Annotated in this window: 25 protein-coding genes and 1 tRNA gene; 6 read left to right on the forward strand and 20 right to left on the reverse strand. The window is 64.8% G+C overall.

The window, feature by feature from the left end; translation table 11 throughout:
- Positions 1 to 13: 13 nt before the first annotated feature.
- The 15 genes from tatC to AC1DD3_RS13040 form a co-directional block, all read right to left on the reverse strand.
- Positions 14 to 808 carry a twin-arginine translocase subunit TatC gene (tatC, locus tag AC1DD3_RS12970; RefSeq protein WP_230121489.1) on the reverse strand — a complete coding sequence of 265 codons (795 nt, stop codon included), beginning with the start codon at positions 806 to 808 and terminating at the stop codon, positions 14 to 16.
- A gap of 48 nt (positions 809 to 856) precedes the next feature.
- Positions 857 to 1135, reverse strand: coding sequence for a Sec-independent protein translocase subunit TatA (tatA, locus tag AC1DD3_RS12975; protein WP_230121488.1), 279 nt, complete (start codon positions 1133 to 1135; stop codon positions 857 to 859).
- 32 nt (positions 1136 to 1167) lie between these two features.
- Positions 1168 to 1539, reverse strand: coding sequence for a hypothetical protein (locus AC1DD3_RS12980; protein WP_230121487.1), 372 nt, complete (start codon positions 1537 to 1539; stop codon positions 1168 to 1170).
- 10 nt (positions 1540 to 1549) lie between these two features.
- Positions 1550 to 3532, reverse strand: coding sequence for a helix-turn-helix transcriptional regulator (locus AC1DD3_RS12985; protein ID WP_476881844.1), 1983 nt, complete (start codon positions 3530 to 3532; stop codon positions 1550 to 1552).
- A gap of 148 nt (positions 3533 to 3680) precedes the next feature.
- On the reverse strand, positions 3681 to 4076 hold the full coding sequence (locus AC1DD3_RS12990; RefSeq protein ID WP_230121115.1) for an FKBP-type peptidyl-prolyl cis-trans isomerase: 396 nt from the start codon (positions 4074 to 4076) through the stop codon (positions 3681 to 3683).
- 41 nt (positions 4077 to 4117) lie between these two features.
- Positions 4118 to 5047, reverse strand: coding sequence for an FKBP-type peptidyl-prolyl cis-trans isomerase (locus AC1DD3_RS12995; protein WP_230121113.1), 930 nt, complete (start codon positions 5045 to 5047; stop codon positions 4118 to 4120).
- Between the two features lie 113 nt (positions 5048 to 5160).
- Positions 5161 to 6525, reverse strand: a complete 1365-nt coding sequence (gene pafA / locus AC1DD3_RS13000) for a Pup--protein ligase (RefSeq protein ID WP_230121112.1) — start codon at positions 6523 to 6525, stop codon at positions 5161 to 5163.
- A gap of 1 nt (position 6526) precedes the next feature.
- The gene (gene prcA, locus AC1DD3_RS13005; protein WP_230121105.1) at positions 6527 to 7234 is read right to left on the reverse strand and encodes a proteasome subunit alpha; all 708 of its coding nucleotides are present in this window, start codon (positions 7232 to 7234) and stop codon (positions 6527 to 6529) included.
- A 1-nt stretch (position 7235) separates the two neighbouring features.
- Complete coding sequence (prcB, locus tag AC1DD3_RS13010) at positions 7236 to 8057, reverse strand: proteasome subunit beta (protein WP_230121096.1); 822 nt, start codon at positions 8055 to 8057, stop codon at positions 7236 to 7238.
- 75 nt (positions 8058 to 8132) lie between these two features.
- The gene (locus AC1DD3_RS13015; protein WP_215052505.1) at positions 8133 to 8333 is read right to left on the reverse strand and encodes a ubiquitin-like protein Pup; all 201 of its coding nucleotides are present in this window, start codon (positions 8331 to 8333) and stop codon (positions 8133 to 8135) included.
- 85 nt (positions 8334 to 8418) lie between these two features.
- Entirely contained in the window at positions 8419 to 10038 is a 1620-nt protein-coding gene (gene dop, locus AC1DD3_RS13020) for a depupylase/deamidase Dop (RefSeq protein WP_230121130.1), read from the reverse strand.
- A 50-nt stretch (positions 10039 to 10088) separates the two neighbouring features.
- The gene (gene arc / locus AC1DD3_RS13025; RefSeq protein ID WP_230121090.1) at positions 10089 to 11840 is read right to left on the reverse strand and encodes a proteasome ATPase; all 1752 of its coding nucleotides are present in this window, start codon (positions 11838 to 11840) and stop codon (positions 10089 to 10091) included.
- Positions 11841 to 11922: 82 nt separating this feature from the next.
- On the reverse strand, positions 11923 to 13011 hold the full coding sequence (locus AC1DD3_RS13030) for a tRNA (adenine-N1)-methyltransferase (protein ID WP_230121088.1): 1089 nt from the start codon (positions 13009 to 13011) through the stop codon (positions 11923 to 11925).
- Positions 13012 to 13112: 101 nt separating this feature from the next.
- Positions 13113 to 14303, reverse strand: coding sequence for a site-2 protease family protein (locus AC1DD3_RS13035; RefSeq protein WP_230121086.1), 1191 nt, complete (start codon positions 14301 to 14303; stop codon positions 13113 to 13115).
- Positions 14304 to 14316: 13 nt separating this feature from the next.
- The gene (locus AC1DD3_RS13040) at positions 14317 to 15045 is read right to left on the reverse strand and encodes an HAD family hydrolase (RefSeq protein WP_230121084.1); all 729 of its coding nucleotides are present in this window, start codon (positions 15043 to 15045) and stop codon (positions 14317 to 14319) included.
- A 172-nt stretch (positions 15046 to 15217) separates the two neighbouring features.
- On the opposite strand from AC1DD3_RS13040, the gene AC1DD3_RS13045 reads away from it, so the two are divergent.
- Positions 15218 to 16123, forward strand: coding sequence for a PAC2 family protein (locus AC1DD3_RS13045; protein ID WP_230121082.1), 906 nt, complete (start codon positions 15218 to 15220; stop codon positions 16121 to 16123).
- A gap of 23 nt (positions 16124 to 16146) precedes the next feature.
- Here the strand turns inward: AC1DD3_RS13045 and mshC are convergent, their stop codons facing one another.
- Complete coding sequence (gene mshC / locus AC1DD3_RS13050; RefSeq protein WP_230121081.1) at positions 16147 to 17424, reverse strand: cysteine--1-D-myo-inosityl 2-amino-2-deoxy-alpha-D-glucopyranoside ligase; 1278 nt, start codon at positions 17422 to 17424, stop codon at positions 16147 to 16149.
- Between the two features lie 15 nt (positions 17425 to 17439).
- Positions 17440 to 18273 carry an undecaprenyl-diphosphate phosphatase gene (locus AC1DD3_RS13055; RefSeq protein ID WP_230121079.1) on the reverse strand — a complete coding sequence of 278 codons (834 nt, stop codon included), beginning with the start codon at positions 18271 to 18273 and terminating at the stop codon, positions 17440 to 17442.
- Between the two features lie 50 nt (positions 18274 to 18323).
- Here AC1DD3_RS13055 and AC1DD3_RS13060 point away from each other — a divergent pair, with 50 nt between their 5' ends.
- Positions 18324 to 19262: an aldo/keto reductase gene (locus tag AC1DD3_RS13060; RefSeq protein ID WP_230121077.1), complete on the forward strand. Its 939-nt coding sequence runs from the start codon at positions 18324 to 18326 to the stop codon at positions 19260 to 19262.
- Between the two features lie 60 nt (positions 19263 to 19322).
- Here the strand turns inward: AC1DD3_RS13060 and AC1DD3_RS13065 are convergent, their stop codons facing one another.
- Positions 19323 to 19589 carry a hypothetical protein gene (locus AC1DD3_RS13065; protein ID WP_230121075.1) on the reverse strand — a complete coding sequence of 89 codons (267 nt, stop codon included), beginning with the start codon at positions 19587 to 19589 and terminating at the stop codon, positions 19323 to 19325.
- Positions 19590 to 19628: 39 nt separating this feature from the next.
- On the opposite strand from AC1DD3_RS13065, the gene AC1DD3_RS13070 reads away from it, so the two are divergent.
- A complete protein-coding gene (locus AC1DD3_RS13070) occupies positions 19629 to 19862 on the forward strand; it encodes a DUF5703 family protein (protein ID WP_230121073.1) in 234 nt (77 codons plus the stop codon).
- Positions 19863 to 19911: 49 nt separating this feature from the next.
- Here AC1DD3_RS13070 and AC1DD3_RS13075 read toward each other — a convergent pair whose 3' ends face one another.
- Positions 19912 to 21072 (reverse strand): acyl-CoA dehydrogenase family protein, encoded by a 1161-nt coding sequence (locus AC1DD3_RS13075; protein WP_230121071.1) that lies wholly within the window; start codon positions 21070 to 21072, stop codon positions 19912 to 19914.
- An 8-nt stretch (positions 21073 to 21080) separates the two neighbouring features.
- Positions 21081 to 22385, reverse strand: a complete 1305-nt coding sequence (locus tag AC1DD3_RS13080; RefSeq protein ID WP_476881845.1) for a M20/M25/M40 family metallo-hydrolase — start codon at positions 22383 to 22385, stop codon at positions 21081 to 21083.
- A gap of 193 nt (positions 22386 to 22578) precedes the next feature.
- Between AC1DD3_RS13080 and AC1DD3_RS13085 the strand changes: the two genes are divergently transcribed.
- The 3 genes from AC1DD3_RS13085 (at position 22579) to AC1DD3_RS13095 (ending at position 24813) form a co-directional block, all read left to right on the forward strand.
- Positions 22579 to 22661 (forward strand) — tRNA-Leu (locus tag AC1DD3_RS13085).
- 323 nt (positions 22662 to 22984) lie between these two features.
- The gene (locus tag AC1DD3_RS13090) at positions 22985 to 23437 is read left to right on the forward strand and encodes a DUF5956 family protein (RefSeq protein WP_230119503.1); all 453 of its coding nucleotides are present in this window, start codon (positions 22985 to 22987) and stop codon (positions 23435 to 23437) included.
- A gap of 113 nt (positions 23438 to 23550) precedes the next feature.
- Entirely contained in the window at positions 23551 to 24813 is a 1263-nt protein-coding gene (locus AC1DD3_RS13095) for an amidohydrolase (RefSeq protein WP_230119504.1), read from the forward strand.
- The last annotated feature ends 6 nt before the right edge of the window (positions 24814 to 24819 follow it).

A 24819-nucleotide genomic window follows, 5' to 3' on the forward strand; every position in this document is an offset into this window, starting at 1 on the left:
AGCCGGGACGGAGCTAGAGATTCCTCAGCTCGCTGCCCGGAGTCGCTATATCGGCAGTGGCCTCGGTCTCAGCTGCCTGCTTGGCGGCGCGGCGGTCGCGGCGGCGGTCATTGAGGATGCAGAGGCCGATGGCGGCGAAGAAGAGCAGGAGGAGCGGCCCGGCCAGCAGGAACATGGACAGGGCATCGGCTCCCGGGGCTGCCACGGCGGCCAGGACGAAAACGAGGAAGACCGTGATGCGCCAGGCTTTGAGGATCGTTTGGCCGCGGATGATGCCCGCCATGTTCACGCCGACCAGCACCACGGGAACCAGGAAGGCGAGGCCCAGGAACAGCACCATGCGCGTGACGAAATCAACGTAGTCTCGCGCGTCGATGAGGTTGGAAAAACCGGACGGGGTGAATTGGGTCAGCGCACGCACAACCTGTGGCGTCACCATCCAGCCCACCCAGACGCCGGCCAGGAACAGCGGGACGGCAGCTGCCATGTAGCCGAGCGTGTACCGCCGCTCCTTTGACGTCAGCCCGGGCGTGATGAAGGCCCACAGCTGGTAGATCCAGATCGGGCTCGAAATGACCGCACCGATCAGCAGAGACAGCTGAAGTTTAAAGTCGAAGGGAGACGCGATGCTCGAGAAATTCACCGACGACGTGCCGCCGGTATGCTCGGCAATCCGGTCCACGGGTTCCTTGAGCGCGCTCAGCACCGGATCGTAAAGGATCCAGCCGCCAATGCCGCCAATCACCAGCCCGATCGCCGATTTGATGAGCCTGTTCTTAAGCTCATTCAGGTGGTCCATGAGAGCCATGCGGCCCTCAGGGTTGGCTTTGCGGCCCCTCGTCACTGCCACTTCAGGTCAAGCGCGGTTCGACGGCGGAACGTCTGTACCGTCAGTCGGCTCGCCGTTCGTCGTCCGGGACTGCGGGTGGTTCACCACTCGACCCTCAACCGGACCGGTGCCGTCCGGGTTTTCCGGCTTGCCGTCGTTCTTCATTTCCTTGACCTCGGACTTGATGATCCGCATGGACTGGCCGAGGCTGCGTGCCATGGCCGGAAGCTTGGGCGCGGCAAAAAGAAGCAGAGCCACGATGATGATGATTACGATGGGCCAAGGGCCATCAAAGAGTCGTCCCACTGGAAGTCCTTTCCTCTAACTACATCCTACGTTTATCTGAATTCGATGTCGTGCAAGGCCTGGGGCTGCCCCCGGTCGGCCTTGCGACGGATCCGGCGCTGCCGCCGGGCTTCCACACGGGATGACTTGGATGCGTGGTAATCATGGCGCATCTGGTGCGGTGAGGCAAAGACTGCGGTTCCCGGCACTGTTTGTGTCGCTGCCGCTGGATCCGCGGGCGGATCTGTTGCCGGGCCAGGAACAGCACCGGGGTCAGGCAGATGCCCGAGTTTGTCTCCGGCGGCACCCAGTTCCGTCAGGGTGGCCATGAACTTCCGCCATAGCCGGATGCCCATGAGCACGTAGAACAGCAGGGAAAGCGCTATCAGCGCAATCCAGATCAGGATCCATGACCACCAAGGCATGCTGAGTAGTCTAGCTGGCGTACCGGGCCAGGGCCGCCTCGATCCAGTCCCGGGCCGCCCCCGCCAGCGCAGCCGGTTCGAGAATCCGCACTGTCCCGCCGTGCTGTGCCACGAACATGGGCAGCCAGGACGTGCTTCCGAACCTTATTTCCGCGACCAGCCCGCCATCGGGCAGCGGGGCGGTGCGTTCGGCGTAGTAGTCGTCCGCAAGGCCGGCACCGTGGCCGGTGAGCTGCACCGTCACAAGGGTGTCGTCGTCGTTAGGGGTGAAGAGCTTCGCCGGGAACCCGCCGTCGGGCCTGACCGGGGAGGAGACCGGCTTTCCGTTCGGCTTGAGCTCTTCGATGCGGTCCAGCCGGAAGTTCCTCAGGCCGGCCGCCGAATGGCAGTACGCTTCGAAGTACCAGGTGTTGTCCATGGAGTAGAGCCGCAGGGGGTCGACGTCCCGCTCCGAAAGGGAATCCTTCTGCGCCGAAAGGTAGACGAGGTGCAGCTGTGAACCAGAGGCAATGGCGCTGCGGATCATCTCCAGGTTGGCGGAATTGGCGGGGCCCACTTCCGGCCCGGACAACGCACCCGCCCTGAGCCCCTCCTCCCCCGCCGCCGCCATGAGTTTGAGGGTGACAGACTCCAGGGCACTCCCTTCGGCGAGCTCGGGCAAGCCGTTGAGGGTCTCGAGCCCCGTCAGCAGGGCGCAGGCCTCGTCCACCGTGAAGCGGACCGGCCGGTTCAGTTCCAGCGACTGGGTGATGAAGACGTGGTCGTCCTCCCATTGGATGTCGAGCAGCTCGTCGGGATATCCCTGCGGAAGTCCAGAGCAGATGAGGATCAGCAGATCGCTTTCGAGTTCCTTGCGGGTAATGCCGAACTTGTCCGCCACGTCCTGGATATGGAGTCCCTGGTTGTGCACGAGGAACGGCACCAGTTGGAGCATGCGCGCCAGCTGGTCTTCGGAGGTGCGTTTGCGGGCGCGCTTTCCGGGGCCCGCGTCGGAGAATGTGTAGGACGGCAGGGGTGCCGCAAGGAACGCGGCGGCGCCTGCCAGGCGACGCTGCACTGCGGCGGCGAGCTCTTCGGGTGCCACGACCTTGGCGTTGGGGCCGTAGGAGGCCAGTTCCTCACCCAGCAGTTCAGCGTCACGGTAGGGAACCGCCAGCCGGTCCCACCCGCCGTTGGGCGTTCCTTCTGGCGGGCCGACGGCGGCGGCCCGCTTCCGCAGCCCCAGCAGGCGGTCTTCGCGGACATCCACGACGGCGGACTGGAGCGGCAGTTCCGGGAGGCTATCAAGTTCGGCGCGGACGTTGAAGCCGGCCGGAGGCGTAAAGGTCTCCTTCGCCAGCACCGACACCGCCGAGGTGAATCGCGAGAGCCGGAAGTACCGCTGCGCGCCACGGACCCGGTCAAAGCCCACGAGGTACCACTGGCCGAACCGGCTGCCGAGCCCCCAGGGCTCGACCACCCGCTCTTCCTCCCTGCCGGTGCTGCCGGCGAGGTAGCGGAACCGGACGGCGTGCTGGGTGTGCATCGCGGCAATCAGGTCCTCGAACGCCTGGCCTGCGGGCTTGATGCGGGGCTGCACGCCGGCAGGCAGCTCGACGTCTGCCAGGCCACCCGACGCTTGGAGCTTGCGCATGGCATTCGTGGCGGCAGGGCCGAGGGCTGCCTGCTCCCAGAGCTGGGAGGCCAGCAGAAGAACCGTCCATTCGTCGGGCGTGAGTTTCACGTCAGGCAACCGGTTCGACTCCTTGCCGATGCGGTACCGCGTGGTGGCGGGATCGTCCGAGCTCCAGCCGTGGTCCGTGACCGTTTCGACGTCGAACCCGAAGTCCCGCAGGTCGTTCTTGTCCCGCTCGAACATCCGGCCAAAGGCTGCGTCGGTGGCCGCTCCGACGTGGTAGATCGTCTCCCGCAGCTCGCTGCGGCGCAGCCCGTACTTGGAGTTCAGGAGGGCGATCAGGAGGTTCAGCAGGCGTTCAGTACGTATGGCGGACACTCTCGCTAGGTTACTAAAGCTGTCCCGGGAAAAAAGCGAAAGCGCGGCAACGATTCGGAATTTGCTTCCGATTGTTACCGCGCCTTCGGCTGCGCACCATCCCGGCATCTGATGGAGACGCCGGGGTGGTGCAAGAACAGCTGCTGGGTTAGCGGACGCCCACGAGGTCCACAACGAAGATCAGGGCCTCGTTCGGGCCGATGGCTCCGCCGGCACCGCGCGAGCCGTAAGCGAGCTCCGAGGGGATCTCGAGCCGGCGGCGGCCGCCGACCTTCATGCCGAGAAGGCCCTGGTCCCAGCCCTGAATGACCTGGCCGACGCCCACGCGGAAGTCCAGGGGCGCGCCCCGGCCCCACGATGCGTCGAACTCTTCACCGGTGGACCAGGCCACACCGACGTAGTGGGTGGAGACGGTGTCCCCGGCCTTCGCCTGAGGACCGTCACCCTCGATGAGGTCCGTGATGACCAGATCGGTGGGAACCGGGCCTTCAGGGAAATCAATTTCCGGCTTCTGGCGGTCGAGGTCTCGCTGACCAAATGACATGGTTGCTCCTTCTGCTTGGTAGGGGAACTGCTGTGGAGGACTTATTTGACGCCGAGGATGTCAACGACGAACACGAGGTCGCCCTTGGCATCGCCCTGGCCCGCGTCGCCGTAGGCGAGATCCTTCGGGATGACGAGCAGAACGCGGGAGCCCACGGTCTTGCCGGCAAGTCCCTGGGTCCAGCCCTTGATGACATTGCTCAACGGGAAGGAGGCCTTCTCCTTGCGGTCGAAGCTCGAATCAAACTTCTTGCCGCTCGCCAGTGCAACGCCCACGTAGTTCACGGTCAGCGTGTCCGTGGCCTTAACCTCGGCACCCTTGCCCTTGATCAGGTCCTGGGCGATGAGCTTCTTGGGTGCGGCGACGCCCTTGACGTTGAGCTCGGGCACGCCGTCCTTTTCCGTGACGGCCGGCAGGCCTGCCGGCGGAGTAACGGTGTCGCCCTCGGGCTTGTCCAGCACCTTGGGCGCGTCCTTGGCCGACAGCACCTTGATGATGAGGAGCTGAGACGGCTGGGCCGCGGCGCCCTGTGAGGCGGCCTGTGCCGGAGCGGCCAAGGCAAGGTGGGAACCGATCTTCGCGCCCACAAAAGCGTTGTAAATGATGGGGCTCTTGGTCTTGAAGTCGTCGCTCAGCTCGATGGCCTGCGGTTCCTTGGCGAAAGTGTCATCCAGGGTGGATCCGTCTTTGCCGTTCAGCGCCAGGACGGAGACCTCAGCGATCTGATTGGCCTTGACCCGCTCCCCGCTGCCTTCGGTGACGACCTTGACGGTGGGCTCGGTGACATCGAGGGGCTTGGTGAATTCGACCTTCGGAGCTTTCTTGTCTCCGTTTTCCGTCAGCTTGAGGGAGTCCAGCTTGGCGGTCTCACCCGCGGACTGGCTGGTCGGTTCCGGGGCTGCAGGCTGTCCGCCGCCGCAGGCGGTCAGCAGAAGCAGTCCGGGAATGAGAATTGCTAGTAGTCGGCGCACGTAAGAACTTTCGTCGGGGCAAGATGGATGCTGAGCCGGGCGCGGAGTGCCAGCGGCAAAGCAGTCGGGGCCGAAAAACAGCCTCTTTCCAGAGTAACGCCTGAAGCTGGGTATCAGCCCATGGAGTCCAGGAGGGCATCCACGCGCTCATCAACGCTGCGGAACGGATCCTTGCACAGGATGGTCTGGTGGGCGCGGTCGTTGAGCTTCAGATGCACCCAGTCCACCGTGTAGTCGCGTCCCAGCTCCTGCGCCCGGCGGACGAAGTCGCCGCGCAGCTTTGCCCTCGTCGTTTGCGGCGGTGCATCCACCGCGTCCTTGATGGCCGTGTCCTCGGTGACCCGCCGGACCGCCCCGCGTGCCTGGAGGAGATAGTAGAGGCCGCGGGTGCGCGAAATGTCGTGATAGGTAAGGTCCAGCTGCGCGATGCGCGGGGCATCAAGTCCCAGGCCGTGGCGGTTCCGGTAACCGTCCATGAGCTTCTTCTTGATGGCCCAGTCGATTTCGGTGTCGATGGTGCTCGTGTCGCCGCTTTCAATGGCCTGCAGGGTCCTCCCCCACAGGTCCAGGATCCGCGGGACGTGCGGGTTGTGCGCGCCGTGTTCCTGAACGAAGGCCGTGACCTTGTTCAGGTACTCCTGCTGGATTTCCAGCGCAGTGAGCTGGCGCCCGTTGGCGAGCCGGACCAGGGCGCGGCCGCTCAAGTCATGGGAAATTTCGCGGATGCTGCGGATCGGATTTTCCATCCGCATGTCACGCATGATGACGCCGGCTTCGATCATCCTCAGGATGAGGTCGACCGTGCCGACCTTGAGCAGCGCCGTGGTTTCCGACATGTTGGAGTCGCCGACTATGACGTGGAGCCTGCGGTAGAACTCGGCGTCCGCATGCGGTTCGTCGCGGGTGTTGATGATCGGCCGGGACCTCGTGGTGGCGGAGGAAACACCCTCCCAGATGTGATCGGCGCGCTGGGAGAAGGCGTAGGTCGCGCCGTGCGGCGTCTTGAGGATCTTCCCGGCCCCGGCAATGAGCTGGCGGGTGACGAGGAACGGGATGAGGATTTCCGCGAGGCGAGTGAATTCACCCCGGCGGGGAATCAGGTAGTTCTCGTGGCTGCCGTAGGAGTTGCCTGCGGAGTCGGTGTTGTTCTTGAAGAGGTAGACCGTCCCGTTGAAGCCTTCCGCGGCGAGCCTGGACTGGGCTTCGTCCACGAGGTCATCAAGAATGAGTTCCCCGGCACGGTCGTGGGCGATCAGCTGTGCGAGGTCGTCGCATTCGGCGGTGGCGTATTCCGGGTGCGATCCCACGTCCAGGTAGAGGCGCGAACCATTGGTCAGGAAGACGTTGGATGACCGTCCCCAGCTCACGACCTTGCGGAACAGGTACCGTGCCACTTCCTCCGGGGCCAGCGGGCGGGAGTCGGGGCTCGAATACGAAATGCCGAATTCGGTCTCAATACCGAAGATCCTCTTGTCCATCTCAGCTCTCCTCAGCCAGCAGTTCCATGACGTCGGCGTCGGACAGCCTCCGGAACGCCCGCCGGGTCCCCCTGCTGCTTTCCGACCCCCTGTCCAGTAACGCAACTTCCAGTGCCTTGGCCGGAAGGTCGGGTGACTCGTTGTCCGTGACAAGCCCCTGGACGGCGAGCCGGATCGCGGCGGCGAAGGAAAGGTCGCGCTGCCACCCCGTCTCGACAGCCCCGGAGACTTTATCGGCCTGGCCGCCCATCACGATGAAGCCCTGCTCATCCGCGATCGAGCCGTCAAAGGTGAGCCGGTACAGATGGTCCCGGTCCTGGGACGCCCCGACCTCGGCAACGGCAAGTTCCACCTCAAAGGGCTTCTGCTCAGCCGTGAAGACAGCGCCCAGGCTCTGTGCGTAGACACTGGCCAGCCCCCGCGCGGTGACGTCCTCGCGGTCATAGGAATAGCCGCGGACATCCGCGTAGCGCACTCCGGCCTGCCGGAGGCTTTCAAACTCGTTGTATTTGCCCACTGCGGCGAAGGCGATTTTGTCGTAGATCTCGCCGATCTTGTGGAGCGAGGGAGAGGGGTTCTCAGCCACAAGGGCAATGCCGTCCTCGCAGCTCACGACCACCACGGACCGGCCCCGGGCGATGCCTTTCCGTGCGAAGTCCGCACGGTCCTTCATCAGCTGCTCGGGCGATACATAGAACTGCTGGGTCATGTCAGGCCTCCCGCCGGGCAGCTGCCCGGGCCTCGATGATAGTGCCGGCGACGGCGGCGAGTTCGCGCTCGGCAACGCGCCGGGCTCCGGCACGGTTGACCGTGTATACCACCGGCCAGAGCTGCCGGACAGGGTCCGGGCCGCCCGTGGCGGAATCGTCGTCGGCTGCGTCATAGAGGGACTCGATGGCAACGGAGACTGCTTCGTCCTCGGCGAGGTTGGGTCGCCAGAGTTTTTTAAGTGCACCGCGGGCGAACATGGACCCGGAACCGACGGCATGGTGCTCCTGTTCCTCGTACCGGCCGCCCGTGACGTCATAGGAGAACAACCGGCCCATCTGGGCCGCGGTGTCGAAGCCGGCAAATAACGGGACTACCGCGAGTCCCTGCATGGCCATCGCCAGATTTCCGCGGATCATCGCACCGAGCCTGTTGGCTTTGCCGTCCAGGCTCAGCAGCGTCCCCTCAATCTTTTCGTAGTGTTCCAGCTCAACCTGAAACAGCCGCGTGAGGTCGATGGCGATGCCCGCCGTCCCGGCGATGCCGAGCACTGAATACTGGTCCGCCGGGAAGACCTTTTCTATGTGGCGGCTGGCAATGATGTTGCCCATGGTCGCACGGCGGTCACCGGCCATGACGACGCCGCCGGCGTACGTCATGGCGACGATTGTGGTGGCATGTGGCACCTGCAGCGGCTGGCCGGCGGTCTCGCTGACCAGGAACGGCCTGTTGTAAGGAAGCAGTTCCGGACGGTCGCGTTGGAGATGCTCAGTGAACGACGACGTCGCGTTTGCGGCTACCTTGTTGGCTGTTGTCTCCTGCACTGGTGCACTCCTTCAACGTGTAATTCAGCGGTACCTCAGGCTTCCGTGCCCGGTGCGGGTTGGGGCGCTGCCGGGTTACTGTCCGCCCTTTTGCACGAATGCCCGGACGAACTCCTCGGCGTTGGATTCCAGTACGCCGTCGATTTCGTCCAGGAGGTCGTCAACACCCTGCGTGGATGCGGATGCCTGTCCCTCCGCCGGTGCGGGCGGCACGGGGACCTCTTCCTCGACCTCGCTGTCGCGTGGCTGCGGCTGCTGCTGCTCCTGCCCTGCCATGTTCATCTCCTTCTCGCAGTCCCGCCATCTCCGGCGGGACATCCTGTATGCCCATATTGCCACGCGAAGCGGCTCTTCGGGGGGTTTATGCCGGCGGCGGAGCAGGTGCCGATCCAAGCAGTTCTGCAAGGAACGGTCCGGCCTCGCGGTGCCGGGCAAACAAGGCTCCCGTCAGGGCCTTTGTGCCGCGAAGCGGCTCCCTCGTCGGGACGCGCTGGAGCCTTCCGTAACCGGGAACATCGAAGATGACCGAATCCCAGCTGGCGCCCACCACGTCCCTGCTGAAGCTGCTGACGCAGCGTCCGCGGAAGTATGCCCTCGTGTCCGACGGCGGTTCGGTCACCGCGGCGGCGATGTCGGCGTCGTTAACTATTCGCTGCATGCGCTCCCGCGCCAGCAGGCGGTAGTACAGGCCCTTTTCGGGCCGGATATCCGCCCACTGCAAGTCCACCAGGCCGAGGCGGGCATCGTCCCAGTCGAGGCCGTCCCGTTGCCGGTAACCCTCGAGGATGGACAGCTTGGCCAGCCACTCGACGGAGTTGGCCGCGGCGGAGCGGTCACTATCCAGCTGGGTCAGCGTGGCGGCCCACTGGTCCAGCACGGCATGGGTATGTCCGTCGCCATCCACCGCATCTGCCACGCCGGTGTCCTGGGCGAGCTTGGCGGCGGCCTCGTGGTACATCCATTGGAGGTCCAGCGCCGTGACACGCCGCCCGTCCACGAGCCTGATTTTCGCTGTCAGGGATGTGTCGTGGCTGACGGTCTGCAGCGCAGCGACGGGTTCGTGGACTTCAATCCGCGGGGCCAGTCCGGCCTCGATGAGGCTCAGGACCATGGCCGTGGTTCCGAACTTGAGGTAGTTGGAGGCCTGGCTGAGGTTAGCGTCGCCAATGATCACGTGGAGACGGCGGTACTTGTCGGCAGTTGCGTGCGGCTCGTCACGGGTGTTGATGATGGGGCGGCGGATGGTGGTTTCCAGGCCCACCTCAGCCTCGAAGAAGTCCGCACGCTGGCTGATCTGGTAGCCGGGTCGGGAGCTGTCCTGCCCGATCCCCACCCGGCCGGAGCCGCAGATGATCTGGCGTGTCACGAAGAACGGCGTCAGTCCCTTCACGATGTCGCTGAAGGGGACCGAGCGCGGCATGAGGTAGTTCTCGTGGGAACCATAAGAGACGGACTTGTTGTCGGTGTTGTTCTTGTAAAGATTGATTGGCGGGAGCTCAGGGTCACCGGCCAGCCGCCGGACCGCGGACAGCGCCACGAGGTCGCCAGCCGCGTCCCAGGCCACGGCGCCGGCCGGGTTGGTCACTTCCGGGCTGGAATATTCCGGATGCGCATGGTCCACGTACAGCCGGGCACCGTTGCCAAGGACCATGTTCATCAGGAGGGAACCGGATTCGTCCTCACCATCCAGGTCCAGCTCGTCCCGGCCGTAGGCCAGGGCCACGGCCTCCGCATCCAGCACCGGGGGCTGGTCCGTCAGCTGGCTCGGGTGGGCCTGTCCCCGTTCCAGCGTCCAGCCGCGGGCGTCGTGAAGGGGCTCCTCATCCGTGTAGTCCCACCGGGTCTCGGCGCCGCCTGCAGCGCGCAGCCGGGTGACCTGGGCATAGGCCTGCACCACCCGGGCGGACATCATGGTGGCGTTTGCCCCGGGTGCCGAGGGCGCATGGATGCCGTATTCGGTTTCCGACCCCATCACGCGCATGGCGCCGCCCGGGGGCAGGGCTCCCCCGGGTGATGCCTCGGAACCGGCCGTCACAGGTACTGGCCCGTGTTGGGCATGGTCTCGATGGACTTGCCTGGCTCCTGCCCCGCCTTGCCCTGGACGATGGTGCGGATGTAGGTGATGCGTTCGCCCTTCTTACCGGAGATGCGGGCCCAGTCATCGGGGTTGGTGGTATTCGGCATGTCCTCATGCTCCCGGAACTCGTCGACCACTGCCCTCAGCAGGTGATCGATCCGAAGGCCCTTCTGCTGCGTCATCAGAAGGTCCTTGATCGCATACTTCTTGGCGCGGTCAACGACGTTCTGCACCACCGCTCCCGAGTTAAAGTCCTTGAAGTACAGCATCTCCGTGTCACCGTTGGCGTAGGTGACCTCGAGGTACTCGTTGGACTTCTCGGTGGAGTACATGGCTTCCACGGTGCGCTGGATCATGGCGTCGACGGTCGCCTCGACGTCGCCGTCATGCTCGGCGAGGTCGTCCTCATGGAACGGCAGGTCCGTGGTGATGTACTTGTTGAAGATGTCGGCCGCTGCTTCTGCGTCAGGCCGCTGGATCTTGACCTTCACATCCAGGCGCCCCGGCCGAAGGATGGCGGGGTCGATCATGTCTTCCCGGTTCGAGGCACCGATGACAATGACGTTGTCCAGGCGCTCCACACCGTCGATCTCGCTCAGCAGCTGCGGCACGATGGTGGTCTCGACGTCCGAGGAGATACCGGTGCCGCGTGTCCGGAACAGGGAGTCCATCTCGTCGAAGAACACCACCACAGGGCTGCCGTCCGAGGCCTTTTCACGGGCGCGGGAAAAGATCAGCCGGATGTGGCGCTCGGTTTCGCCGACGTACTTGTCGAGGAGTTCCGGTCCCTTGATGTTAAGGAAGTAGCTCTTCAGGTCAATGTTGCCGGACCGCTCGGCCGCCCTGGCAGCCAGGGAGTTGGCCACGGCTTTGGCTATGAGGGTCTTGCCGCAGCCGGGAGGGCCATAGAGCAGGATGCCCTTGGGCGCCTTCAGGCCGTGCTCGCGGTAAAGGTCCGGATGCAGGAACGGCAGCTCGATGGCGTCCCGGATCTGTTCGATCTGGGGGCCAAGGCCGCCGATGTCCTCATAGGTGATGTCAGGGACTTCCTCGAGGACGAGGTTCTCCACCTCGGACCGCGGGACTTTTTCGAGGGCGTAGCCGGTCCGGGAATCGATGGACAGGGCGTCGCCCACCCGCAGCTTCTCGGCGAGGAGCGGCCCGGCCAGCCGGATGACGCGTTCCTCGTCTGCCCGGCCCAGGACGAGGGCGCGGTCCGGGCCCAGCATTTCCTTGAGCGTCACGAGTTCGCCGGCGCGCTCGTACCCGAGGCCGGCCACCACGAGCAGCGCCTCGTTAAGGAGGACCTCCTGGCCCACCGCAAGCTGGTTCATGTTGACGAGCGGGCTGACGCCCACCCGCATCTTCCGTCCGGCGTTGAAGATGTCCACCGATTCCTCGGTTGCGGCCTGTCCGCTGCTGCCGGACGTCGGCTGGCGCCGCGGGTTCAGCTGGAGGATGGTGCCGAAGCTGTACGGCGGCTGGCCCTCCTGGTCGAGGGCATTCTTCAGCCGAAGGATCTCGGACTTGGCCGTTTCCAGCATCGCCACGAGCTTGGAGTTGTTCTGCGTGGCAGCTGCCAGCTGACGGTCGATGTGCCGTAGCTTGTCCCGAAGGATATTGACCTGCCGGTCTGCAACAGACAGCTCATTGGCCGCTGCCTGCTCGGCCGGCGTAGGTACAGAGTCATTGTTCGGCGTCTCCATGATGCATCAGCCCCTTCCTGCGCTTCTGTTAAGACCATAGCCCCAAGTTGGCGAGTACTGCTGGAGACATCCGAAATACGGACTAGTTTGTGATCTCCGGATCGTCTTTGACGTTGGTGCCCGCGATCGCGTCGCGTGCAGCCCGCCGCAGCTTCTTGTCCGAGACCAGGCGCTCCCCCACAGCTCCGGGGGTCCAGGCGTTGACATCGTCCTCGTTGAAGTCGGTCTTGGACGGGCGTCGCTTCACGGAGATCCCGGTGACGCCGTCGGCCAGTCGCCGGGTGACCAGCAGGAAGCCGGTGTGGGCCACCATCCGGTGGTCGGGGCGGACGGCGAGGCCTTCAAGGTGCCAGCCGCGGACCATGGATTCCCACGCGTCCGGCTCGGTGAAGCGGCCATCGGCGCGGATGGCCTCGGCCGTCCGCGAGAGCTGGGTGACGGTGGCGACGTAGTTGATCCAGACACCGCCGGGCGCAAGGACAGTGGCCACGGCATCGAGGCATTCCCAGGGAGCGAGCATGTCCAGCACCACGCGGTCGATGGAACCGGGTTCTTCGCTGCGGACCACTTCCTCCTGGAAGTCGCCCAGCGAGATCTTCCAGGCCGGGTGCTGTCCGCCGAAAATGGTCTCGACGTTGCCGCGGGCGATCGCAGCGAATTCCTCGCGGCGTTCGAACGAGTGCAGGTATCCCTGGTCTCCCACCGCACGGAGGAGCGAGATGGAAAGCGCACCGGATCCCACGCCGGCTTCCACCACCCTCGCCCCGGGGAAGATGTCCGCCATGGTGACAATCTGGCCGGCATCCTTCGGGTAAACCACTGCCGCGCCGCGGGGCATGGACAGGACGAAGTCGGAGAGGAGGGGCCGGAGGGTCTGGTACTGCTGGCCCACGTTGTTGACGACGACCGATCCGTCCACCTGGCCGATGATGTCGTCGTGGTTGAGGAAGCCGCGGTGCGTGTGGAACGCTCCGCCGGATTCGAGGCTGATGGTATTCATGCGGCCGCGCTCGTCAGTCAGTTGCACACGCTCGCCCTCGCGGAAGGGTCCCCGCCGCCGGGCAGCGCCGACCGGCTGGTCCGCCGTACCTGCCGCCGTTTCCGTCCCCGTGCCGGGTACCGTGGCGGAAGGGGCCGCGCTGGACCCGTTGGCGGCAAGTTCGCTGCTCATGACTATTCCTCGCTCCTGTAAAGCTGTGTCGCCGTGCTCCATGGCGGCCCGGGCAGGCTGCTCTGTGGCTCGGCTGCCGATTTCACGACCGGCACGTAACTCTACCGGCTCTGGCCCTGTGGGCGCCTGTTTTCGCGGGGCGCCTTGCCTGTAACGGCCGTCACCACGGTGGACTGCCGCAGGATGCCGGTCACGCGCCCGTTGTGGTCAATAACTGCGTAGTCATGGCCGTCCAGCTGTGAGAGGTACTGGATCAGTTCCTGGCCCTTGGACCACTCCGGCACGTACGCGCCCGCCCCGAGGGCGTAGGCAACTGCGGTGGCTGGAGTTGTTGCGGCCACCGCTGCCGGGACGGCTGCCAGGGCAGCGTAGTCCACGAGGCTGCTGGGCCTGCCGTCGGGAGCACACAGCACGACGCCGTTGCGGCCGCCCGCTGTCAGGTCCAGGACGTCCGCCACGGTTGCCGATTCCGGAAGTCCGACGGCGGGTTCGGCCAGCGCCGCTGCGCTCACCAAATGGAGGCGGCTGCGCAGGCGGCCCTGCTGGATGGATGCCGACGCGCCCATCCAGAGGAATCCGCCGACGAGGACAGTGATCAGCAGGTTGCTGGTGTCCGGCGTGTCTCCGCGGAGAACGGGAAGCGCAAGAAACCACACTCCCAAGGCGATGACAATGATGCGCCCGCCCCACCCGGCGGCGATGGTGCCCTTCGCGTGGCTGCCGGTGGCTTTCCAGACAGCGGACTCGACAAGCCGGCCGCCGTCGAGTGGCAGGCCGGGCAGGACGTTGAAAATGCCGATCACCAGGTTGGCCCAGAAGAAGATGTTGGTCAGGATGTCTGCTACGCCGGCCAGGTTGGCTGTGGATATCAGCAGCCAGGCCGCCCCGGCAAGCACAAAATTGGCGGCCGGACCCGCAAGCGCCACGAGAACCGACCGCCCGGGGGTGGCCGTGAAGCTTTCGAACTGCGTGTGGCCGCCCCAGAGGTTGAGGACAATCTTCTCGCTGGGCCAGCCATAGATTTTTGCGGTCAGGGCGTGGGCCAGTTCGTGGACCAGGACCGAGATGAGGAGCAATAGCGCGTACGCGAAGGCGACGTAGTAGGCCGCGGCGCCGAGAGCCGGGTTGTTGTGCTGCAGCACAGGGCCGTATACGACGACGGTGAAGGCGGCGATGATGAACCACGAATACGCAAGGATGACGGGAATGCCCGCAATCTTGCCCAGGCGTATGCCCTCGCGGCGGCTGCCGCTGTCCTGCGGGGCGGGGCCGGTTGAAGCGGGGTCGGACACGTGCGCTACTCCTTTAATTGACGCTTTCCAGCGTTGATGCGGCCTTGGCCAATCCATGCCTGAGGGCGACGAGGCCCTGGAGGTCGGTGACTCCCCGGTTTTCCAGCGAGTCCCACGTGGCCCGGCGCGGATCGGCGGGCAGCGGCACGATGTGCGGAATGGCAACGGTCATCGCTCCGGAGGCGAGGGCGGCGGCTACACCCGGGGCTGAGTCCTCCAACGCCACACAATGGTCCACGGTGAGTTCCAAGTCGTCCTGCCTGAGCAGTTCCACGGCCTTGAGGTAAGCCTCGGGGTCCGGCTTGCCCTTAGTGACGGTATCGCCGGTGACCAGGAACTCGAAGTACGGCCGTGGCAGGCTGGCCACGATTTCCCGGGCAAGCGGCGCTTCTGACATGGTCACAAGGGCACAACGCACACCCGCGCTGAAAAGTTCGTCGAGCAGTTCACGCGCTCCGGGGCGCCACGGGACATTCTGCCGCACCCGGCTGATGACCTGCGCGGTCAGGGTATCGATGATTTCCCGAATTTCGAGGCTGACGCCGGCCTTCTGGAGAACGCCGGCAGAAAATACCAAGGATTGGCCCACGAGCTGCATGGCCTGCTCGTGGGACCACCTTCCGCCGTGCGCAGCCACGAGCTCGTGCTCGGCCTCAATCCAATACGGTTCGGTGTCGACTATGGTGCCGTCCATGTCCCATAAAACGGCTTTGAGCAGGGGCTGGTCGGCTGAGGATCGCATGCCTTCCAGTCTACGGGCCCCATGTGGCAGCGCCCTTCCAAGCGGTGGCGCCTACGCCCTCGGCGAATATTGCGGGAATGTGGCAGGGCGGCCGGCCTTATTCCCCGGTCCGGACCGGATGTGGGCGGTTCATTCACTGCATCGGGAACAGTCTTGGAAGTAGGGTGAAGGGATGAATAGCTTCGACGGAGATACCACCGAACCGGGTACAGCGCCCGAGCCGGAGCAGCTGCTGCAGCCAGTTCCGGAGGGACAGCGCATTACAGTGATGCTTGCCGCCTTCGAAGGCTGGAATGACGCCGGGGAAGCGGCCAGCGACGCATTGCGATATCTCAACAAGCTGTGGGCCGGGAAAAAGGTCGGTTCCATTGACGCCGACGAATATTACGACTTCCAGTTCACCAGGCCCACAGTACGGCGAACGGCCTCCGGGGAACGCAAGATCAAGTGGCCGTCCACGCGCATTTACAAGGCCAGTGCACCCGAAACCAATGTTGACGTGATTTTCGTCCAGGGAACCGAGCCGTCCTATAAGTGGCGTGCCTACACGGCCGAGCTGCTGGTCCACGCCGAGGCCCTCCACGTGGACTACGTGGTGCTGGTGGGTGCCCTGCTGGCGGACGTGCCGCACAGCCGTCCTATCCCGGTCAGTACTTCGACCGACGACGCTGCCTTGCGCGAACGGCTGAACCTGGAGGCCTCCCAGTACGAGGGGCCGGTGGGCATCGTGGGGGTGCTGTCCGAGGTGGCATTGCTCGCGGGAATTCCCACGGTGTCTCTGTGGGCGGCCGTACCGCATTACGTGGCCCAGGCGCCCTCGCCCAAGGCGCAGTTGGCCCTGCTGCACCGCGTCGAGGAACTGCTGCAGGTTCCGCTGGACACCCACGAGCTGGCCGAGGAGTCCGACGCCTGGGAACGCGGCGTCAACGAATTGGCAACGGACGACCCGGAAATCGCCGCCTACGTGAGGCAGCTTGAAGAGGCCAAGGACACCGCCGACCTTCCCGAGGCCAGCGGTGAGTCCATCGCCAGGGAGTTCGAGCGCTACCTGAAAAGGAGGGGCAAGGACAAGCCGTAAAGCCCGCCGCTACGGGCAGATTTTTACAGTTCGATGCCGAGCAGCGCGTCGACGGCGTCGCTCACTAGGGCGCGGTCGGCCGCGGACCTGTTCACGCCGCCGGCCAGCGCCCGTTCGGCCCAGCGGTCGACCGCGGCCAGCGCCGTGGGAGCGTCAAGGTCGGCGGCCAGTGCCGCACGCATTTCCTCCAGAAGAGTCGCGGCCGAGCCGTCCGGTGCCACGGCCAGCGCTGTGCGCCAGCGTTCAAGCCGTTCCTTGGCATCCGAGAAGCCATCCTCGGTCCAGGACCAGTCTGAGCGGTAGTGGTGGGCAAGGATGGCCAGCCGGATGGCGGCAGGTTCCTCCCCCGCGGCCCGCATCTTGGACACCAGGACAAGGTTGCCCTTGGATTTGCTCATTTTTTCGCCGTCCAGCCCCACCATCCCGGCATGGGCAAAATGCTTCGCCAAGGGCACGCCCGAGAGCGAATAGGCGTGGCCTGCCCCCATTTCGTGGTGCGGGAAGACGAGGTCGGAGCCGCCGCCCTGCACCGTGAAGGGTGCCGGCAGGTACTCCTGGGCAATGACTGTGCATTCGATATGCCAGCCGGGGCGTCCTTGGCCAAGCTCGCCGCCGGCCCAGCTGGGCTCGCCGTCACGGGCCACCCGCCATAGCAGCGGGTCAAGCGCCTGGCGTTTGCCGGCGCGCCCGGGATCTCCGCCGCGTTCGGCGAACAGTTCAAGCATTTCAGACTCAGGCAGGCCGGAGACGGCTCCGAGTGTCCAGGCGCCGACGTCGACGGCGTGCTTGCCGGCGGCCTCGACGTCATAGTAGACGTCCCCGTCGGGCTCACCGGGTGTGCTTTTGACGCGGTAGGCCAGGCCCAGGTGCAGGAGCCGCTCGATGGCCGGGACGATCAGCGGCATGGCTTCGACAGCACCCACGTAGTGGTCGGGTGCCAGGACGTTGAGGGCTTCCATGTCAGTCTGGAAGAGCTCGATTTGGCTGGCCGCCAGCTCGCGCCAGTCGACGCCGGTGGCGGCCGCGCGTTCCAGCAGGGGGTCGTCCACATCCGTGACGTTCTGGACGTAGGACACCTGCTGCCCGCCGTCCCGCCAGGCGCGGTTCAGCAGGTCAAAAGCGACGTAGCTGGCTGCGTGCCCCATATGGGTGGCGTCATACGGGGTGATTCCGCAGACGTACATTGACTGCTCACCGTTGGCCTGGAGGGTGACGAACCCGCCCGCGGCTGTGTCAAACAGGCGGAGGGCAGGCATTTTGCCCGGCAGCTCAGGAACGGGGCGGGATATCCAGGACTTCACAGCCCAAGCCTAGTGCTAGGCGCTGATGACATTGAAACCGAGCAGCAGGTAGAGGGCCAGGCCCAGGAAGATCCGGTACCAGACAAAGAGCCGGTAGCTGCGGGTTGAAATGAACTTCAGGAACCAGCCGATGATGACGTATCCCACAACGAAGGCAATGACCGTGGCCAGGGCTGTCTCGGGCAGACCGAACGGCCCGCTCACCCCGTCCTTGGCCACGACTTTGAAAAGCTGGTAGAGGCCGCTGCCGAAGACCGCCGGAATGGCCAACAGGAATGAGTATCTGGCGGCGGCTTCCCGGGTGTAACCCATCAGGAGACCCGCAGTGATGGTGCCTCCGGAGCGGGACACCCCCGGGATAAGGGCCATGGCCTGGGCGAGACCATAGAGAATGCCGTGCCGGTACGTCAGTCCGGTCAGGTCCCGGTCCTGCTTGCCGATGGCGTCTGCCACGGCGAGGATCAGGCCGAAGACGATCAGTGTGGTGGCCACGATCCACAGGCTGCGAAGGACTGATTCGATCTGGTCCTGGAACAGGAGGCCCAGGACAATGATGGGCAGGCTGCCCAGGATCACAAGCCAGCCCATTCGGGCGTCGGGGTCCTGGCGCGAGACCCGTCCCCTTAGCGAGCCGAACCAGGCCTTGACGATGCGGACGATGTCCCGCCAGAAGTAGACAATCACGGCGGTTTCGGTACCCAGCTGTGTGATCGCCGTGAAGGCGGCGCCGGGGTCCGCCGCATTTGGCAGAAAGGAGCCCACAATTTTGAGGTGGGCGCTCGATGAAATCGGGAGGAATTCGGTCAGTCCCTGCACAAGACCCAGCAGGGCCGCTTCAAACCAGTTCACGCTAAGACCCTACGTCATGACACCGGTGGTTTCCCCGTAAGCTTGCTGCTATGCAGCAGCGTTACGTCGGCAATAGTGGGCTTCGTGCCTCCGCCCTGTCCCTCGGCACCATGTCATGGTCCCGTGAAACTGATGAGCAGGACGCTTCCGAACTGTTGCGGACGTTCGTGGACGGCGGCGGCACGTTGGTGGACACGGCGGCTTCATACGCCGACGGTCAGGCAGAGGCCATGCTGGGGGAAATGCTCGGCGACGTCGTCTCCCGCACGGAAGTGGTGATCTCCACCAAAGCGGGACTATCGGCGTCGGACGGACGGCAGAAAGTGGACGCCTCGCGGAACGCGATGCTGTCCGCCCTGGACGCGAGCCTCGTCCGGCTGGGGACCGACTATGTCGACATCTGGTTCGCCCAGGCGTGGGACCACAATGTTCCCCTGGACGAGACCCTCTCTGCCCTTGAGTTTGCGGTCCGCAGCGGACGCGCACGCTACGCCGGGATCTCCAACTACAACGGCTGGCAGACAGCGAAGGCTGCTGCCGTCGCCGGATTCCCGCTCGTGGCCGGCCAGTCGGAATACTCGCTCCTCCGCCGCAAGCCCGAGGAGGAGATCATCCCAGCCGTCGAGGATGCAGGGCTGGGACTCATGGCGTGGGCTCCCCTTGGCCGCGGTGTCCTCACCGGCAAATATCGCGGGCATGTTCCAGCCGACTCGCGGGCTGCCGGAACCCGCCTTGCCACGTACGTGGAACCCTATTTGGAGCAGCCTGCGGCGCAGGTTGTCGAGGCGGTTGCCATGGCGGCGCGCGGACTGGGCCGGTCCCCGTTGGATGTGGCGTTGAGCTGGCTGCTTTCACAGCACGGTGTGGCCACCGCGGTCGTGGGACCCCGAACGCCCGTGCAGCTTAAAGAGATCCTGGATTCGCAGTTAACGCCCCTGCCGGCGGAAATTGCCCGCGCACTCGAGGACGTCTCAAGCAGTTCCGTCTAGATCAGCAGTTCCGTCTTGATCAGTTGGTCCGGCGAGGCCGGGGTCCCCTCCCCCACCGATTCACTCGTCGACGATCTCCAGATCCTCGTCATCGTCCACTTCGCTGTCTTCGTCTTCGTCTTCCTCGTCGTCGAAAACCTGGAGCGGCGTGACTTCGTTGTAGGCCTCGTACAGCGCGTCCTCGTAGACTTCAAAGGCATCAGCAACTGCAAAAAATGCCGCTTCCACCGCAGGGTCGCCATCCCCCCTTCGCGTTGAAGCTGCAACCATATGTTCTTCCAAGGCGGAGGTCAGGGACTGAAGCGCGACACGCGGATCGATGCTCATGACTTCACGTTAGCGGGAAAAGGACGAAAATGGAGAGCAATGAAGGAACATTTTCTGACCAGCTCGGTCCTGCGGGAACGGGACTACGTGAGGCAGTACGAGTACCTGGTACTGACGCTCAGTCCTGACGATTCACTGCCCGAAGCGCGCCGGCGTCTGGTGGAACACTCCGAATACGGCAAGTGGGAACTGGAGCGGAGCCGACTCTATGTGGGCGGTGGCCGCCGCTTCTGGCTGCGCCGCCGCGTCACGCAGGTTCAGAGGACTGTTTAGGTCCGGCACGCTCCCGGCCGGGGCGCAGTTTCACTGCGCCCCGAACTCCCTACTCCTCGAGCGGGCCCAGCCAGGCGTTGGCAACGGTGTTGTGCGCCGACTCGTCGTCCGACGGATGGAACATTCCGGCCAGGACGTCGCGGTAGAGCCGTTCGAGCTCCGTTCCCCTGAAGTAGCTTGAGCCGCCCGAGACCCGGATCGCCAGATCCACGACCGTCCGGGCGGTCTCCGTTGCGCGGACCTTGAGCCCCACGAGCTTCGGGAACCACTGGCTTCCGTGATCCACCAGCTGATCCACGTCCCTGGCCACCTGTGCAAGTTGAGGATAGAGCGCGTCCATTGCCATGGCTGCTTCAGCGACCTTCCACCGGATGTCGGGGTCCTGGGCGTAGCTCCGGCCGCCATTCTTGAACGACGTCCGGCGCCTGGCCGCCTCGACGCCCAGGATCAGGGCCCGCTCGCCGATGCCTGTGTACACCGCGCCAAGGAGCGTTTCAAAGCACGCGAAAATGGCAAAGATCAGCGGATCCGCATTCGGCCCCACCGGCAGCTTCCTGAAGATACGGTCTGCCGGCACCGTGGCACCGCGCAATATGGTCGTATTGGACTGGCTGGCGCGCATCCCCAAGGTGTTCCAGTCGTCGAGGATCTCATAACCGGAGGCAGTGCGGTCAATGAATCCGTGCACCAGCTCGCCATCGCCGCTCCGTGCAGAGGTGTCCTTGCCGAAGATTCCCAGCCGGGTCCAGGCCGGCGAGAGGCTAGTGAAGATCTTGGTTCCCGTGAACGAATAGCTGCCGCCAGTGAGCGGCTTCGCCTCCGTGAGGGAGTCAAAGAGGACGGAGTCGTTGCCGGCTTCGGAGTTTCCAAAGGCGAAAATCTCGCCGGCGGCAGCTTCCTTCAGCACAAAGTCCAGCGAGGTGTCACCGCGGTCCGCCAGGACCCTGGCCACTCCGGTCCAGACCAAATGCATGTTCACGGCCAGCGCGGTGGCGGGGGCCGCCGTCGCCAGCCGCCGCTGGCAGCCCGCGACGGCTTCGAGACCAAACCCGGGTCCGCCGTCGGAAGCCGGAACGAAAACCTTCAGGTAGCCGGCGGCAGTGAGTTCCTCGAGATCTTCGAAGAAGAACTCATTCCTTTCGTCATAGCCTGCCGCCCTCCCCCGGATCCGTTCAAGCAGGGAGTCCGGCAGCAGCTGTTCGGGACCCATGCGAATCCTCAGTAGCTGGTGAGCAGCGTGTTCAGGACCCGTGCGCCGAATTTGAGCGAATCCACCGGGACCCGTTCGTCCACGCCGTGGAACATGCCCGTAAAATCCAGGTCGTCCGGGAGCAGCAGCGGGGCGAAGCCATATCCAGTGATCCCCAACCGGCTAAGCGACTTGTTGTCGGTGCCGCCCGAGAGCGTGTACGGCAGGACCTTCGCGCCAGGGTCTTCGGAGTGCAGGGCGTCGATCATGGAATCCACAAGGTTGCCGGAGAACGGCACCTCCAGCGACACATCGTTGTGCACGTAACTGACCTCCACACCGGATCCGGCCAATTCGCGGACCATCTCCAACACCTGCTCCTCCTGGCCCGGAAGCGTCCTGCAATCAACCAGCGCCTCGGCGGACTCGGGAATGACGTTGTGCTTGTAGCCGCCCCTGAGCTGGGTGGGGTTGGTGGTGTTCTGCAGGGTGGCTCCCACGAAGCGGGCAACGGTTCCCAGCTCCTTGAGGAGCTTGTCCGGATCGTCAGGATCGAATTCGACGCCGGTGAGTTCCGTCACGCCGTCGAGGAACTGCCTGGTGGTGGGCGTCAGTTCAACCGGCCACTTGTGCTCACCGATCCGCGAAACGGCGCTGGCCAGCCGCGTCACGGCGTTGTCCGTGTTGATCTGGGACCCGTGGCCGGCGCGGCCGTGGGCAACCAGCCGCAGCCAGGAAAGTCCTTTCTCAGCGGTCTGCAGCAGGTAGGTGCGCTGCCCGCCGATGGTTGCGGAGAAACCGCCGACCTCGGAGATCGCTTCCGTTGCACCCTCGAAAAGCTCGGGGCGTTTTTCGACGGCATGCCGCGCGCCGAAAGTGCCGCCCGCCTCCTCGTCCGCGAAGAAGGCGAAGATCAGGTCCCGTTTCGGCTTGCGCCCGGTGCGCGCGAAGTCCCGCATGACGGACAGGATCATCGCGTCCATGTCCTTCATGTCCACGGCGCCACGGCCCCAAATCAGCCCGTCCTTGAGTTCGCCGCCGAACGGATCCACGGACCACTGCTCCTTCAGGGCCGGCACGACGTCCAGGTGACCGTGCACCACGAGGGCGCTTGCGGACGGGTCCTCCCCTGCCAGACGGGTGACCACGTTGGCCCGGCCCGGCTCGGATTCGAAGATTTCGACGTCGAGTCCCACTTCCGAGATCAACCCCGCCGTGTACTCGGCTGCTGCGCGTTCGCCCGGCCCGGAACCGTCCCCGAAGTTGGACGTATCGATACGGATGAGCTCCTGGCAGATGTTGACGACTTCATCCTCGGGCCGGATGTGAGACATTGATCACTCCTATTGCATAGCGAATGCGGTTTCGGCGCGCAATGGCGGGGTTTATGCCGCCGGCACGCGTACGTTCAGCCTACCCACTCGGCCCGATTCCATCTTTCCGCAAAGTTCGTGTTAGAGTTTTTCTCGCTGCTTCGGAGAGAAGCGAAACGCCGAAAGGCGAGTCGGAACCTCCGAATTACCACCTGCGCGGGTGGCGGAATGGCAGACGCGCTAGCTTGAGGTGCTAGTCCTCGAAAGGGGGTGGGGGTTCAAGTCCCCCTCCGCGCACAAGGGAAAACCCCTGGAATCCAAGGATTCCAGGGGTTTTTTTGTTGCCTCCACCCACACGGACCATGTTTGCGGGGCGTATGGCCCGGCTTGCGCGCACACGACGCTTCTAACCAGCGCCAATCGGGAGCTGGGCCGCAGCTCACACCTGTTCAAGGGTGAACAAAGACGGCACTGTGACTCGGTGTGTCCCCCAGCTATCTGGGGGGGCTGGGATCCAGGGCCTTGCACACGGTGGCCGCCGCGAGAATCAATACCTTTCCGTTCGGGTTCGGGCTCTGATTCCGTTTCAAGAATCGCAGGAGCGGTGGAGAATGGCGGTCATGAGCAACGACCCGTGGGAGTCCTTGGAGTTTTCCGAAGCGCCAGCGGGATGGATTCCCGCCACCGACAACGGGTGGGGTGCCTTGGTCGTCTGGGCCGCAGGACCGGGCAACTTCGTGCGAGTTCCGGCTGCGCCCCGGGACCGTCAGACAGTGGTCGTCACTCATTACCCCGACGGCACCGAACACCGGTCGCCGTCGTTGCTTACAGACGCTGAGCTGGAATCAATAGACGACGACATCGACGCTTATGTGGCCGATGCCGGGCTGCCACCGAGGCCCCGCGGCTACGACTGGTTCATCCGTCGCCCCCCGAACACAGGCTCCGCGGAAGAAGAGTTCTGGTCTGCTGTTTGGTCGGCCACGACGGCGGCGCTGCCGCACGATGCGATGGACCCGTGGAAGTTAAAGGGGCCGGCCAGGGACGCCCTCGCAATGATGTACCGAGGGTGAGAGCTGCCAACTGTCGCCCAGCGCCGAGAGCTGCTCTTTCAGCCCGGGAGCCGCCGGCGTATCGTGGGACCGCACCGGGCAGGTCACCGGAACCGGACGAAAGGACAGTCCAGATGGGTGCGGCCGCGCAGATACTGCAGCACTACGATTCAATCCTTCTCGAACAGGAGGATTTCTACCAAGACCTCCACCGGAACCCGGAGCTCTCCCATCAGGAACACCGGACCGCTGCAAACGTCGCGCGCTGCATGACCTCTTACGGTTTCGAGGTTGAGACCGGGATCGGCAAAACCGGAGTTGCGGCAGTGCTGCACAACGGGAGTGGGCCTACCGTCCTGCTTCGCGCCGACATGGACGCGCTGCCCCTGAAGGAAGGGACCGGCGCCGACTACGCGAGCACTGTCACGGCGGTGGACCAGGCAGGAGAACAGGTGCCGGTCATGCACGCCTGCGGGCACGATATCCACGTCGCATGCCTGCTGGGCGCCTCGCAGTTGTTCGCCGGGCACCAGGAGTTATGGAAAGGCACGCTCGTGGCGCTGTTCCAGCCGGCCGAGGAAACCGGCGACGGCGCCCGGGCCATGATCGACGACGGTCTTCTCGCCCGCATTCCGGCACCGGAGGTCGCCCTCGCCCAGCATGTGCTGCCCGGTCCCTCGGGCCGCGTCGCCACCCGGCCTGGGGCTGTCCTGTCCAGCGCGGACAGCGTCCGCATCACGGTCCACGGCCGCGGCGGGCATGGCTCGATGCCGCAAAACACCGTTGACCCCGTCGTCCTGGCCGCCATGATCGTCGTCCGGCTCCAGCCGATCATTTCCCGGGAGACCCCGCCGACCGAACCGGCCGTCCTCACAGTCGGAAGCCTTCGGGCCGGCACCAAAAGCAACATCATTGCCGACGAGGCGGTCCTGGAACTGAATCTTCGCACCTACACCGATTCGGTCCGGCAGCGCATTCTCGCCTCGATCCGCCGCACCGTCCAGGCCGAGTGCCAAGCCAGCGGTTGCCCGAAGGAACCGGAGTTCGAGATCTTCGACAGGTTCCCGCTTACGGCCAACGACAAGGAAACAACCGCGCGCGTCGCAGGGGCGTTCAGCAACTATTTTGGAGACCGCGCCGGAGGCTTGGACCTGCAGACCGCCAGCGAAGACTTCAGCGATATTCCCCGGGCCGCTCGCATCCCCTACACCTACTGGGGTATCGGCGGAACGGACCCGGAGGCCTGGCATGCCGCCGAGCTGGCCGGGCGGGTCCAGGAAGACATTCCGGCCAATCATTCGCCAATGTTCCTGCCCGTCCTCCAGCCAACCCTGCGGACCGGAACCGAAGCGCTCGTCACAGCAGCCCTGGCGTGGCTCGACGCCGACGACCGTTGATAGGCC

Source organism: Arthrobacter sp. 05T444 (assembly GCF_056395905.1).